The organism is Citrobacter sp. wls829, assembly GCF_005280825.1.
In the GTDB taxonomy this organism is placed as follows: Bacteria; Pseudomonadota; Gammaproteobacteria; order Enterobacterales; family Enterobacteriaceae; genus Citrobacter; species Citrobacter gillenii.
The window spans coordinates 247788-261135 of record NZ_SZWP01000029.1 but is presented as its reverse complement, the minus strand read 5'-3'; the positions used below and the strand labels follow the sequence as shown (position 1 = coordinate 261135).

The 13348-nt window shown below is 51.0% G+C and carries 16 protein-coding genes and 3 tRNA genes; 7 read left to right on the top strand and 12 right to left on the bottom strand.

Annotation, left to right across the window (positions count from 1 at the left end; genetic code table 11):
• Positions 1–43: 43 nt before the first annotated feature.
• The 5 genes from FDW88_RS03815 to FDW88_RS03795 form a co-directional block, all read right to left on the bottom strand.
• Positions 44–532, bottom strand: coding sequence for a DUF2501 domain-containing protein (locus FDW88_RS03815; RefSeq protein ID WP_115259538.1), 489 nt, complete (start codon positions 530–532; stop codon positions 44–46).
• A 68-nt stretch (positions 533–600) separates the two neighbouring features.
• Positions 601–1338: a DNA replication protein DnaC gene (dnaC, locus tag FDW88_RS03810; protein WP_096758423.1), complete on the bottom strand. Its 738-nt coding sequence runs from the start codon at positions 1336–1338 to the stop codon at positions 601–603.
• Positions 1339–1340: 2 nt separating this feature from the next.
• The gene (gene dnaT, locus FDW88_RS03805; RefSeq protein WP_096758422.1) at positions 1341–1880 is read right to left on the bottom strand and encodes a primosomal protein DnaT; all 540 of its coding nucleotides are present in this window, start codon (positions 1878–1880) and stop codon (positions 1341–1343) included.
• 122 nt (positions 1881–2002) lie between these two features.
• On the bottom strand, positions 2003–2476 hold the full coding sequence (locus FDW88_RS03800; protein ID WP_137362049.1) for a threonine/serine exporter: 474 nt from the start codon (positions 2474–2476) through the stop codon (positions 2003–2005).
• A complete protein-coding gene (locus FDW88_RS03795; protein WP_138140550.1) occupies positions 2467–3243 on the bottom strand; it encodes a threonine/serine exporter ThrE family protein in 777 nt (258 codons plus the stop codon). The genes FDW88_RS03800 and FDW88_RS03795 overlap by 10 nt, the downstream gene beginning before the upstream one ends.
• 456 nt (positions 3244–3699) lie before the next feature.
• On the opposite strand from FDW88_RS03795, the gene FDW88_RS03790 reads away from it, so the two are divergent.
• Entirely contained in the window at positions 3700–4425 is a 726-nt protein-coding gene (locus FDW88_RS03790; protein WP_117342363.1) for a LuxR C-terminal-related transcriptional regulator, read from the top strand.
• On the top strand, positions 4386–5063 hold the full coding sequence (bglJ, locus tag FDW88_RS03785; RefSeq protein WP_117342362.1) for a DNA-binding transcriptional activator BglJ: 678 nt from the start codon (positions 4386–4388) through the stop codon (positions 5061–5063). The genes FDW88_RS03790 and bglJ overlap by 40 nt, the downstream gene beginning before the upstream one ends.
• 54 nt (positions 5064–5117) lie before the next feature.
• Here bglJ and FDW88_RS03780 read toward each other — a convergent pair whose 3' ends face one another.
• The 3 genes from FDW88_RS03780 to FDW88_RS03770 all read right to left on the bottom strand — a co-directional run bounded on the left by FDW88_RS03780 (position 5118) and on the right by FDW88_RS03770 (position 7714).
• Positions 5118–5576, bottom strand: a complete 459-nt coding sequence (locus FDW88_RS03780) for a YbaK/EbsC family protein (RefSeq protein ID WP_137362048.1) — start codon at positions 5574–5576, stop codon at positions 5118–5120.
• Between the two features lie 156 nt (positions 5577–5732).
• The gene (fhuF, locus tag FDW88_RS03775; protein WP_137362047.1) at positions 5733–6530 is read right to left on the bottom strand and encodes a siderophore-iron reductase FhuF; all 798 of its coding nucleotides are present in this window, start codon (positions 6528–6530) and stop codon (positions 5733–5735) included.
• 119 nt (positions 6531–6649) lie between these two features.
• Positions 6650–7714, bottom strand: a complete 1065-nt coding sequence (locus FDW88_RS03770) for a diguanylate cyclase (RefSeq protein WP_137362046.1) — start codon at positions 7712–7714, stop codon at positions 6650–6652.
• A gap of 216 nt (positions 7715–7930) precedes the next feature.
• Here FDW88_RS03770 and FDW88_RS03765 point away from each other — a divergent pair, with 216 nt between their 5' ends.
• On the top strand, positions 7931–8206 hold the full coding sequence (locus FDW88_RS03765) for a DUF1435 domain-containing protein (protein ID WP_096758414.1): 276 nt from the start codon (positions 7931–7933) through the stop codon (positions 8204–8206).
• Positions 8207–8245: 39 nt separating this feature from the next.
• On the opposite strand, the gene FDW88_RS03760 is transcribed toward FDW88_RS03765, so the two are convergent.
• From FDW88_RS03760 to rsmC, 4 genes are all read right to left on the bottom strand, one after another.
• Positions 8246–8331 (bottom strand) — tRNA-Leu (locus tag FDW88_RS03760).
• Between the two features lie 34 nt (positions 8332–8365).
• Positions 8366–8451, bottom strand: a tRNA-Leu gene (locus FDW88_RS03755).
• A gap of 29 nt (positions 8452–8480) precedes the next feature.
• Positions 8481–8567 (bottom strand) — tRNA-Leu (locus tag FDW88_RS03750).
• Positions 8568–8704: 137 nt separating this feature from the next.
• Positions 8705–9736 carry a 16S rRNA (guanine(1207)-N(2))-methyltransferase RsmC gene (rsmC, locus tag FDW88_RS03745; protein ID WP_115259530.1) on the bottom strand — a complete coding sequence of 344 codons (1032 nt, stop codon included), beginning with the start codon at positions 9734–9736 and terminating at the stop codon, positions 8705–8707.
• Positions 9737–9891: 155 nt separating this feature from the next.
• Between rsmC and FDW88_RS03740 the strand changes: the two genes are divergently transcribed.
• The 4 genes from FDW88_RS03740 to prfC all read left to right on the top strand — a co-directional run bounded on the left by FDW88_RS03740 (position 9892) and on the right by prfC (position 13097).
• Positions 9892–10305: a DNA polymerase III subunit psi gene (locus tag FDW88_RS03740; protein WP_096758412.1), complete on the top strand. Its 414-nt coding sequence runs from the start codon at positions 9892–9894 to the stop codon at positions 10303–10305.
• A complete protein-coding gene (gene rimI, locus FDW88_RS03735) occupies positions 10274–10720 on the top strand; it encodes a ribosomal protein S18-alanine N-acetyltransferase (protein ID WP_096758411.1) in 447 nt (148 codons plus the stop codon). The genes FDW88_RS03740 and rimI overlap by 32 nt, the downstream gene beginning before the upstream one ends.
• 14 nt (positions 10721–10734) lie before the next feature.
• A complete protein-coding gene (yjjG, locus tag FDW88_RS03730; protein ID WP_096758410.1) occupies positions 10735–11415 on the top strand; it encodes a pyrimidine 5'-nucleotidase in 681 nt (226 codons plus the stop codon).
• A gap of 92 nt (positions 11416–11507) precedes the next feature.
• Complete coding sequence (gene prfC, locus FDW88_RS03725; RefSeq protein ID WP_115259529.1) at positions 11508–13097, top strand: peptide chain release factor 3; 1590 nt, start codon at positions 11508–11510, stop codon at positions 13095–13097.
• Positions 13098–13348: the final 251 nt, after the last annotated feature.

Below are 13348 nucleotides of genomic sequence, written 5' to 3'. Positions count from 1 at the left end.
GATACCGCGCAGGTTGTGAAAAACCGTGCGCGGCATTTGTGCATCAGGAAATGAAGTTCATACCCTGTTTTAACACCAGATCGCAGGCCTTGGTTTTGACTTGCTTTGCCAGCGAGCTGTTACCAATCGTATCCAGATTTAGCTGTTGACCATCTTTGGCATTGAGCATGCCCTGAATGCCGTCCAGATAGTTGGTGTCTTTTTTCTGCTCCGTTGCGCCCAGGCCTAGTTTATCCAGCACCTGATTTTTGACGTTTTCGGTATCGGTGACCGAAGCCAGTTTCTGTTTCGCACAATATTCCAGAATCCCGGCTGCGTTGTTCATACTGCTGGACGTGAGCGACTGATTACTGCCGAGCAGGCTGGTCAGGGAAGAAAGTGAGCTGCTGCTCTGAGAGCCAGAGGTTTGCTTACTCAGTTCGCCAGCCGCGCTGGAGAGTGAATCCTGCCAGGAGGCGGCGAAAACGCTGGTGGAGATCAGCGTGCTGGCGGCAACCGCACAGCACAGAAATCGTTTTGTTGCTTTCATCATTATCATTATAGGTAACTCGTGTTATGCCTTTTCAGCGCAGTATAGCGCTGCTGATGTTAGGAATGGTCTCAATACTCTTTGCCTGTCACCCGGCTGCGATAACTTTCCCAGTTAAAAATCACCCACAGGCTATTGCCGAGTCGCATACGATCCATCACGCGCTCACCCAGCAGTTTGTTCATTTCATCTATATTGCTGTTTGTCAGCATGCCGGTCGGTCGCTTGGAGGAAGAGCGGCGATCGACGATCTGGTTGATGATCACTTTTTCATAGCGCGATTCGGTCTGCATGCCGATCTCGTCGATCACCAGCAGATCTACGTTGCTGAGATCGTTGAGCAGCTGTTCTTCGCTGGTTTCACGATTGCTGAACGTCTCTTTCATTGCCGACATAATGTCTGCCACGGTAATGATCAGCACTGACTTGCCGCGCAGCAGCAGTTCGTTGCAGATAGCGGCAGCCAAATGGTTTTTTCCGGTGCCAGGTTTGCCGGAGAAGATAAAGCTGGCGATATTGCCATCAAACTCTTCGACGTACTGACGGGCTTTGCTCAGGGCATTCATTTGTCCTTCGCACTCGACCCGATAGTTCTCAAACGAGCAGTTCTGGTGCAGCGGACGGATACCGGAGCGGTTAAACGTGCGCTGCATTTTCATGGCCCGGTTCTCGCGCGCCAGCGCCGCGGCATGAATTTCACCTTGTTCTTTTTGCCACGCCAGCAGTTCCTCGCCCGTTTTGAATGCGGGCTCGACATTGGGCGGCATCATTTTTTGCAGACGTTTCATCAGGTCGCCAACGTTTTTCATCGTTATCCTCTAAAACCCGGTGGAATATGACTGTCAGGTTCGCTGACACTGTTAACATCACGTTTGGGCATTCCGCCATTGCTGGCCCGGCCAATTTGTACGCTACGCGCGAGTTTTTGCTGCCACTGAACATGGTGAAAGATCTTGCCCTCTGCCTGCCAGTAGGCCACAAACGCGGCCAGCTCTTCGGCGGTGACCGGTTCTCTGAGCGCGATGCCCCATAGCGCGGCCTGTCGCTGAAAGTCAGCATCGGGCTGCCAGTCAGCGTACATCGGAAATTTCCCCATCGGTACGGCAACAGGTGCCGCTTGCGGCTCTTCGTAAAATTGCGCATCCAGCGTGATATCGCTTCCCGGACGTGACAGCTTCTCTTCGAGCGCCAGTAGCTCGGCCAGACGCGCAGGGGTTACGGCATAAAACGCGGGCGCATTATTGGCGAAAACGGCCACTGCGCCACCTGCTGACTTTGCCAGCACGGCCTGGTGATCGTGTAATAAGGCGTCAATACCGACGACGTCCGGAGTCAAAATTTTACAGGGCATAATGTTTCTCAATACTGAACAACAACCGAGAAGGGGACTGCTTTTATAGTAACACAGAGAAGAAGGAGAGCAGCAGGATGAGGGTGATTCCCCATCCGCTATGGTATTAAGCAGGTGCACCGTCACACGCGCGGGCGTTTGCGATACAGCCATAATCCAGGTACGGAAAGCCCGATGGACAAAGCCCCCACGATGGACGAGGCTTTCAGGAAGTTAGTCAGCAGGGTAATCATCAGCTCTTCGCTGTAACCGAAATGACCGATTTTTACCGCAGAGATCATCGCCGTGTACGCGGAGATCCCCGGAAACATGGGGATTACTGCCGCGACGGTAAAGACTTTCGGGTGCGCCAGATACCAGCGTGACCATTGGATCCCGATGCAGCCAATCACTAATGATGCCATAAAGGTTGACCATTCGATATTGAGCCCCGCGGTCATCATCACCATGCGTGAACCGTGCCCAAGCGCGCCGAGCAGGGCACACCAGGGGAGCGCCCGATGCGGTACGTTAAAGACCATGGCGAATCCGACAGCCGGAATTGCAGACAGGATCATGTCCTGCAGCAGGGCAAAAATGAAATCAATTACACCCATCCGCGTAACCCCCACAGAGTCATCGACATCACTACACCAACGCAGGTTGCTAGCGTGAGCAGGCTGGCAATGGCCCAGCGCGCCAGCCCGGTATTTATGTGCCCTTTAAACATATCTGCGACCGCGTTAATCAATGGGAAACCTGGAACCAGCAGCAGCACGCTGGCCGCCATGGCAACCGTCGGCGTGTGATTAAACGTCGGCAACGTCAGCAGCAGACCGGAAATGGTGGTGGCGACAAAAGCGGTGACGCAAAAGTTAATTTGCGGATGCAAATGCCGAGAGGCCAGAATCTGGCGGATATACATGGCAATCATGCTGGCAAAAAAGGTAATAACCGCCCCATCCCATCCGCCATTATTCAGCTTACAAAAGCAGGCGCAGGACAGGCCGACCATCAATGAAACCAGCCATCGAGGGTAGCGCAGCGGTTTAATCTGACTAAAGCGTTTCTCCACGCCTTTGCCGTCCAGCAGCTTATGCTCGGCCAAAATGACGATGTGCTGAACTTCGGTTACGACGTGCATATTGATGCCGCGATCCTGATTTTTTCGGGTCGATGTCAGGCATTGTCCGTCTTTAATGGTGGTCAGGACGATAGCATTAGAGGAGATGGCGCTTTCTACGCTATCCATACCAAGCGCCAGGCCGAGGCGGGTAGAGAGTTCGTCAACCAGCGCGCTTTCCGCTCCGTGTTGCAATAAAAATAGTCCGCATTGTATACATAACCGTGTAACCGTTCGCTGTGACGACTGCTCTGTTTGCATGGCTCGCTCTGACTGAAAAGATGCACTCTGGATAACGACTGTCTTCTTTTTATCATGAAGCATGATCCCGCTGGCTCTGGCTAAGATCAATCTTTGTGTTGAAAAAAGAGGCAGAGCGGTGAGTTTTGCCGATGTACGGCTCTCTTTTCTATGCTATAGGGTTAACTTCCCTGGTGCGGTTATTCCTGTGTGCAGCAATTACGTAAGTAGCGCTAATAAATTAATGTAGATATTTTAATTGTACAATTAATGTTCCTCTAAGTGATTATGTCAGGATGGTTTTATAGTGTGATGCTATTAGGATTGTAGTGTCATCACTTTTTCATATATTTAAAATAAAAACCAAGGATAAACAATTCATACTGTCTATCTTTTTTACCTGCTGTCTTATTGTTTTTTTATTTATGAAAGAATTTCAGGTGAACAAGATTGCGGACAGGTGAATATGGAGGATTTATGTTGCCAGGACGCTGCAAGAACGCAATTATCATTAGTAAATTACCAATCATACAAACTGGGCTTAAAGGGGTGATGCAAGGGCAGTTCTCTGATTATGAACTGACGTATTGTCGCTCCGTAGAAGAACTAACTTTGCTGCAGTTGCGCTGCTCTGACCTGGTGATAGCCGACTTAACCAGGGACTGTAGTAATCCGCGTGCAATCTGCGATCAATACTATTCTTTACTGTCTCAATATCGCGATATCCACTGGGTTTTTCTCGTTTCACGCCTGTTTTATCCTCTGGCTGTTGAGTTGCTCATGTGTCCTGTCAGCTCACTCTTATCTGATGCGGAACCCATTGAGAGTCTGGTGAATGTTATTCATTCGGGAAATACCCGGGCCGAGAGAATCAGTAAGGTGCTGCTCTCTCCGCCAATTATCCCTGAATTACAGGATCACAGCGCTCGGTCAATTGTGCTCACCCTTTCTGAAAGAAAAGTGTTACGGCTACTCGGAAAAGGTTGGGGAATTAACCAGATTGCGATGTTACTAAAGAAAAGTAATAAAACAATTAGCGCGCAAAAAAATAGCGCGATGCGTCGTTTATCAATCCATAGCAATGCAGAAATGTATGCATGGATAAACAGTTCTCAAGGAGCACGAGAGCTGAACTTACCTTCAGTTTATGGAGAGACCACGGAATGGAAAGCAGAAATAACAAAAGCAATGTCGCACTGGTAGAAAAGTGCGCAATGAGTCGTGTAGGTATTAAGAGTTTATTTAATACCATGCCAGATAGCCCATACCATCTTTATCAGTTTTCTAATCAGCCGACCTTTAGCCAGGAAATGTTAAAAACGTCTTTTTCTGCGGTCATTTTTTCACTTTCAGCGTTAAGAGCGGATCGCCGCGCAGGGCTGGTCTACCTGACGGAACTGGCGGTCAATTACCCGCGTATCCGGCGCGTGGTGATCGCTGATGATGATGCGGAAGTGCGATTAATTAGCTCGCTTTCCCCGCTGCCGCTGGATGGGGTCATCAGCAAAGCATCATCATTGGATGTATTACAGGAAGGGCTACTCGCGGCCTTGAATTGCGCCAAACGGGGAATCGAAGGGACAAAAAATCACTGGTTTGTTAACCAAAACCGTATGTTAAGCCCTACTGAGCGCGAAATACTGCGTTTTATGTCGAATGGATACTCGATGCCGCAGATCGCCATTCAGCTTGAACGGAACATTAAAACCATTCGGGCGCATAAATTTAACGTGATGTCTAAATTGGGTGTGAATTCTGACGCCGGACTCCTGGATGCCGCTGATATTCTGCTGTACCTGCGTGCCGGGGAGCCAGCGCCTTTTCTCCATGCGGTTTCGTAACGGGGCGATTACGCGTGTGCCGGATTCACTCTCCGGCACCAGGGTGGGTATTCGTTACTGACAGACATCAACCCAGGTAGCAGAAGTCAGTTCAGCCATTCTGTCTGGCGTGATACGCACTGCGCTGTGCGTGGCTCCAGCTGCGGGAAGGACTTCAGCGTAATGCTTCAGGGAGATATCACAGTAGACTGAAATGGGGGTCTCCAGTCCAAAAGGGCAGACGCCACCAACCGGATGTCCCGTTGCGTTGACCACTTCATCACTACTCAGCATGCGGGCTTTCGCGCCAAACGTACCTTTTAGCTTCTTATTATCCAGACGGGCATCGCCTTTGGCGACGACCAGGATAATGTCATTTTTTACCTTTAGAGAAAGCGTTTTAGCGATCTGTCCGGGTTCGACATTGTGGGCTTTCGCTGCCAGATCGACGGTGGTCGTGCTCTGGTCCAGTTCAATGATTTCAATATCCGGGGCATGTTCCGCCAAAAATAGCCGTACTGATTGCAAACTCATTCTTCTCTCCCGATAGCGTACGCGCAGTTCTGCACGGCAGAAAACCGCATGGCGTAATTTGTCACAGGGGAAGCGTGGCTGTAAATATTTTATTGTTACAACAAAGCAACATCAGCAGGACGTTTAAGACGAGCGGCGAGGGGGGAGGATTCTCGCTTATTTCAGCGTACAGTCGCCGCATTGCTGGACGTCTGGCAGACGGTAGCGCTGGCAGCATGTTCTGCGGACTAACAGCCCGTCACGTGGCACCACGGTGCGCCAGAGTGGATTATCCTCGCCACAGGTGAGTTGTTTCTCAAAGAAGCAGGTCTGGCGCAACGCAGCCAGTAGTTCATCACCCAGCAGCGGCTTCATCTCTGTCAAATACCAGTGAATTAAGTATCCGGTATTGCTCCAGATAAGCTTGCCGTTAATCTCTCCCGTTGCTTCCAGCGCCCGGACAACCGGCGTCAGTGCAGAAAGAATCAGTGTTTCCATCCGCTGTTGTGGGGAGCGGGCGGTGGTCTGCCTGTCGGGGTGAACGTCTATCCAGAAGCAGGCTGCACGACCCGTTTCGTGAAACTCGACGTGCATATGTTCGGGTGCAACATCAATGGCGTCTTTTTGCGTCAGCAGCGCCACCATCAGCGGGGGCATCATCAGGCCGATATACCACTGTGCCCAGAGTGAAATCAGCGGTTTGTTTTCACGAGTTAACGTGGGCTGATTGCGATAGATATGATCGGAATAAATTGCCAGGAGTGAACGCAGCGTGGCGGGTTGGGCCCATTCATGCAGCGTCATGGCACCTTGTGGCGGTGTTTCATCGAGACGAATGAAGTCCAGTAGGTGCTCACGGGTTTGAGCAATGGTTGTACGCACTGAATCGGCCAGCGACGGCATCTCCGTAGGGAGGTGGCTGCGCCAGATGACATCTTCAACGATTTCAACGATCGGTGCGGAACGATAAGCCATAGCTATATAAGGATGTTAATCTAAATGATAATGATTGCTAATCCTATAGGCGAGGGCTGGCGATGGCAAGATCTTTGTCGTGGTGTCGGGAGGCAGCGCACGGATAGCGTAGGCAGGGGTTAGTTTATCCGCAGTTCATCGCTGACTAGCGTGTTATTGCGTCCCTGATTTTTGGCTTCGTAAAGGGCTTTATCCGCTTTGCTTATTGCGGCATCAATATCCTGATCCACCAACGGCGCAATGCCGATGCTGACGGTCACGTTGGTGGCCACGTTTTCGTTAAACATGTGGGGAATTTTAAGATCGTAGACTTTCTGGCGAATACGCTCGGCGGCGGCCTGTGCCTGCTGCGGATCGACTGCTGTCAGTAAAACCATAAATTCCTCGCCGCCAAAGCGTGCCACCACATCTCGTGAGCGTACGGAATCCCGAATGGCGGCAGAAACACGGATCAGCGCCTGGTCACCCATCATATGCCCGTAATGGTCGTTATAGGCTTTGAAATGGTCGATATCCAGCAGCAGCACGTAATGCTTCGCGTTGCTCAGGGCCAGCAGCGTATCGAGTCGGTGTTGCAGTCCCCGGCGATTATACAACCCGGTTAACGGGTCGAGCATACTGAGACCGTTTAGCGTTTCCCGTTCTTCCAGTAGCTTGTACATCAGTTGCTGAGCAAAACCGTCATAGCGCTTTTGTATCACGTGCTGAATGGCGATCCCGGCCATCGGCAGCGCCATAAAATAGATCACGCGCAGTCCATGTTCGCTGCCGTTCAGCCACAAGCAGACGGCAACGGAGGGGAGTGAATGGAAGGTAAAGGCGATGATATTATTGGCAAAAGCAATTGATCCAATAAACAGTACGCTGAGCAGCGCTATCAATAGAAAAGAATAATCATTATGACCTAGTGCGTTATATTTCAAGGAAATATGTAATGCCCACAACAAGCCAAAAGCGAGTGAAATAAAAGGAAGATTAATTCGTTTATCCGCATATTTCCCATGCCATGCCAGCACCAGTGTACTCATCACGAGTATCGTCAACGCCGGTTCTGATAACGCTTTAACGGCAAAAAGTGGAAAAAAGAGTGTAAACAGTGCGGAGACTGCGTTGAGCAGCAGAAACAGTCGTAAAGAGAGTTGATATTTTTTGGTGCGTAGCGTTCGCCAGGATTGTACTGTCATAGGTAAATGTTGTTATTTATCTGCTATATACGAAGGTGTGTTGGTAAATAAAACAAATAACGAACGAGGTATCATTAGCCGGGGTCTTTATTGTTTTTAGTTGAAAAGCTAACCGGCGAGCAATTTATCACCTTAAATTATTCATGTCATCAATCGTTAAGTAAAACTCATATAATTGATAGTACCTCCCCGCTGACAAATGAGAAAATATATCATATGATATTGGTTATCATTATCAATGTCATAGGTGAAACCATGTTGCAACGTGCGCTGGGCAGTGGATGGGGTGTGCTGCTGCCGGGGATATTCATTGCGGGTCTGGCTTTTACTGACCTGTCAGTTCACGCATGGAAAGCGATGATTGTATTAGGATTACTGTTAACTTCACTGATGCTGTACCACAAGCGTTTACGGCATTTTGTTTTACTGCCTTCATGCGCAGCAGTGATCGCCGGTGTGGTTCTGATGATGATGAACTGGAATCAGGGATGAACAAAGCAAGGAAGATAATCGAGAGGAAAATAAGATAATTGGTGCGAGGGGGGGGACTCGAACCCCCACATCCTAAGGACACTAACACCTGAAGCTAGCGCGTCTACCAATTCCGCCACCTTCGCACAGTCATCTTACTTTTTTTTGATATCGCCTCGTTGGTGCGAGGGGGGGGACTCGAACCCCCACATCCTAAGGACACTAACACCTGAAGCTAGCGCGTCTACCAATTCCGCCACCTTCGCCCAGTGCGAGCAATATCAAACGTGGATTATGGTGCGAGGGGGGGGACTTGAACCCCCACGTCCGAAAGGACACTAACACCTGAAGCTAGCGCGTCTACCAATTCCGCCACCTTCGCATACCATCGACACTCAAAAAGTATCGTTACCACGGAGGCGCATTCTAGTGGTTTTCAACTTTTCGTCAATAGCTAATTGCGCGGTCTGGGTTGATTGGCGCAAAAACGGCCACGTACATGGCCGTGAGTGATTTCCGTTAGGCTTTCTTTGCCTGGCGGGTCATTACCGTGCGATACACCTTAAAACGACCGGTCTGGGCGATGACTTCATGGAAGCCAAACATCTCATCCAGAATTTTCGGGTACGGCAGGAAGGCGTTGGCCACAATACGCAGTTCACCGCCGCTGTTCAGATGACGCACTGCGCCGCGAATCAGGGTTTGTGCGGCATCGAGGCTGGTTTGCATCCCGTCGTGGAACGGCGGGTTGGAGATGATCATGTCAAAGCGACCGGTCACGTCAGAAAAAACGTTGCTGGCGAAGACATCGCCTTCAATTCCGTTTGCCGCAAGCGTAGCTCGGCTGGCTTCAACCGCGGATGCACTGACATCACACAGGGTCAGTCGCACTTTCGGTGAATGACTGGCTAAGGCTACGGAGAGAACACCCGCCCCGCAACCGACATCCAGCACTTTACCTTTGGTGTGCGGCGTCAGGGTTGAGAGCAGCAGTTGGCTGCCGACATCCAGGCCGTCACGGCTGAACACGCCCGGCAGCGTTTTGATGGTCAGGTTGTCGACGCTGTACTCGTCCCAGTATTTTTCGGCATCAAAGACCGGCTGTTTTTCCAGGCGACCGTGATAGAGACCACAGCGGCGTGCGCTGTCGATTTTATTCAGTGGCGCGAATTCGGCCAGCATCTGCTCCGCGCTGCGTACACCGCTGCGGTTCTCGCCAACGACAAAAATATCGGTGCCGACTGGCAGCAGCGACAGAATGTTCATCAGTTGGAACTGGGCTTCCGGCTTATTCTTCGGCCAGTAATAGATCAGCGTATCGCTGTCCGCAACGTCTTCGGCCTGGGCTACGAGGCTAAAGCGTACGTTATCGCCCATCTGGCGGTTTAACACCTGCCAGTGGTGGAGTTGTTGGGTATGTGCGCGGTTGGCGGCACTTTCGAAGTGGGCAGGCAGGTCATCCTGCAAATCACCGGCAAACAGAATACGGCTTTGTTCGAAATCATCACTGTGGCGCAGCAAGACTTCACTTGCCGGGGTAAAAGCAGACATGGAATGCTCCTCAATTTATACAGGTTGCGATTATATACACAAAATCAGTCAAGCTGAATCAAGGCGGCCTGCGGGATGTCGTGTATCGTTGTTTGTTGGCGTAGATTCGACAGATTTGCTATATTTGCGCCCCTGATAGACAGGAGTGTTTCGCTATGACATCCCGACGAGACTGGCAGTTACAGCAACTGGGCATTACGCAGTGGTCGCTGCGCCGTCCTGGCGCACTGCAAGGGGAGATCGCGATTTCCATTCCTGCGCACGTCCGTCTGGTGATGGTCGCGGCGGAGCCACCCGCGTTAACCGAACCGTTGATGAACGATATTTTACGCGCATTGACCGTCAGTGCGGATCAGGTTTTACAACTGACGCCAGACCGTGTCGCCATGCTGCCGCAAGGCAGTCGCTGTAATAGCTGGCGGCTGGGAACCGAAGAGCCTCTGCAACTGGATGGCGCTCAGGTCACCAGTCCTGCGTTTAATGAATTACGGGAAAACCCAGCGGCACGCGCCGCCTTATGGCAACAAATCTGCGCATATGAACACGATTTCTTCCCTCAATCCGACTGATTTACCCGCAGCATTTCAGATTGAAAAACGCGCCCATGCTTTTCCATGGAGCGAAAAAACATTTGCCAGCAACCAGGGCGATCGCTATCTCAACTATCAGTTAACCGTTGATGGAACGATGGCCGCCTTTGCGATAACGCAGGTCGTGCTGGATGAAGCCACGCTGTTCAACATTGCCGTCGATCCTGATTTTCAGCGACGGGGACTGGGACGTGAGCTACTGGAGTACCTGATCGACGAGCTGGAAAAACGCGGCATTCTGACGCTGTGGTTAGAAGTTCGCGCCTCGAACGCTGCGGCGATTGCGCTGTACGAAAGCCTGGGCTTTAACGAGGCGACGATCCGTCGCAATTACTACCCGACAGCCGACGGCCACGAAGACGCCATTATTATGGCATTGCCAATCAGTATGTAAGACAAGGTGTAATGATGAAGAAGTGGGACTGGATTTTCTTTGATGCCGACGAAACGCTGTTCACATTTGACGCGTTTACCGGCCTACAGCGGATGTTTCTTGACTACAGCATTACCTTTACCGCTGAGGATTTTCAGGACTACCAGGCCGTGAATAAACCGCTGTGGGTGGATTATCAAAACGGTGCGATTACCTCATTACAACTGCAGCATGCCCGTTTCCTGAGCTGGGCTGAGCGTCTGAATGTGCCGCCTGGGTCGCTCAATGATGCGTTTATTAATGCGATGGCAGAAATCTGCTCTCCGTTGCCAGGTGCGGTGTCGCTGCTGAATACGATTCGTGGCAAAACGAAAATCGGTATTATTACCAACGGGTTTACCGCGTTGCAGCAAATCCGTCTTGAGCGCACCGGTCTGCGCGATTATTTTGACCTGATGGTTATTTCTGAGCAGGTTGGTGTAGCAAAACCCGACCCGCGTATTTTTGATTATGCGCTGGAGCAGGCGGGCAATCCCGAACGCTCCCGCGTGCTGATGGTGGGTGACACGGCGGAGTCCGATATTCTGGGTGGCATCAATTCCGGGCTATCAACCTGCTGGCTAAATGCGCACCAACGCGAACAGCCGGTGGGCATTCAACCGACCTGGACCGTGGCTTCATTAAGCGAACTGGAACAACTCCTGTGTAAACACTGATTGCCTCCCCCCCATTGATGGGTAAAATAGCCGCAATTTTTCGTATTCAACATGCGTGACGTAGAGCCGCGCTTACTCAAGAAGATTGAACTATGACGTTGTCTCCTTATTTGCAAGAGGTGGCCAAACGCCGCACCTTTGCCATTATTTCTCACCCGGATGCCGGTAAAACGACGATCACCGAAAAGGTGCTGTTATTCGGACAGGCAATCCAGACCGCCGGTACCGTTAAAGGCCGCGGCTCTAACCAGCATGCGAAATCAGACTGGATGGAGATGGAAAAGCAGCGTGGTATCTCTATTACCACCTCTGTGATGCAATTTCCGTATCATGACTGCCTGGTAAACCTGCTGGATACCCCAGGGCACGAAGACTTCTCGGAAGATACCTACCGTACGCTGACGGCGGTGGACTGCTGCCTGATGGTTATCGACGCCGCGAAAGGTGTAGAAGACCGTACCCGTAAGCTGATGGAAGTAACGCGTCTGCGCGATACGCCGATCCTGACGTTCATGAACAAACTCGACCGTGATATCCGCGATCCGATGGAGCTGCTGGATGAAGTCGAAAACGAACTGAAAATTGGCTGCGCGCCAATTACCTGGCCGATTGGCTGCGGTAAATTGTTCAAAGGTGTTTACCACCTGTATAAAGACGAAACTTATCTGTACCAGACCGGTAAAGGTCACACTATTCAGGAAGTCCGTATTGTTAAAGGCCTGAATAATCCGGAGCTGGATGCCGCCGTCGGTGAAGACCTGGCGCAGCAGCTGCGCGACGAGCTGGAACTGGTGCAGGGCGCGTCTAACGAGTTCGACCAGGAATTGTTCCTCGCCGGTGAAATCACTCCGGTGTTCTTCGGAACCGCGTTAGGTAACTTCGGCGTTGACCATATGCTTGACGGTTTGGTGGAGTGGGCGCCTGCGCCTATGCCGCGCAAAACCGACACCCGCATCGTTGAGGCATCTGAAGAGAAATTCACCGGTTTTGTGTTTAAAATTCAGGCCAATATGGACCCGAAACACCGCGACCGCGTGGCGTTCATGCGTGTGGTTTCCGGCAAGTACGAGAAAGGCATGAAAATGCGTCAGGTGCGCATTGGTAAAGACGTAGTGATCTCTGATGCGCTGACCTTTATGGCGGGTGACCGCTCTCACGTGGAAGAAGCCTACCCGGGCGATATCCTCGGTCTGCACAACCACGGCACCATTCAGATTGGCGACACCTTTACCCAGGGTGAGATGATGAAATTCACCGGTATTCCGAACTTCGCGCCAGAACTGTTCCGTCGTATTCGCCTGAAAGATCCGTTGAAGCAAAAACAGCTGCTGAAAGGGCTGGTACAGCTGTCTGAAGAAGGTGCTGTGCAGGTCTTCCGTCCAATTGCCAACAACGACCTGATCGTCGGTGCCGTTGGTGTGCTGCAGTTTGACGTCGTCGTTTCCCGCCTGAAAAGCGAATACAACGTTGAAGCGATCTACGAATCGGTCAATGTGGCGACCGCGCGCTGGGTAGAATGCTCAGACGTGAAGAAATTCGAAGAGTTTAAGCGTAAAAACGAAATTCAGCTGGCGCTGGATGGCGGCGATAACCTGACCTATATCGCCCCGACCATGGTTAACCTGAACCTCACCCAGGAACGTTATCCGGACGTGACGTTCCGTAAAACTCGCGAACACTAATCGACCTTCCAGGGTGCGGCTTATGCCGTGCCCTGCGACTTTCCCTGCCTTATTAATCCCTTACGGAATGTTCTTAAATCCCGCACTTTTTCCTTATTTCGCCTATTTTTTGACCATATTTGTCTGCGGCATCAAAATTGTGATCTATATTTAACAATGTGATGACATAAATATCGGCTTTAAATTCTACGTTACTTTCTCATCTTAGTTGTTTTAGCTGATATTTATTTTGATTACGAGATTAGTTGCTG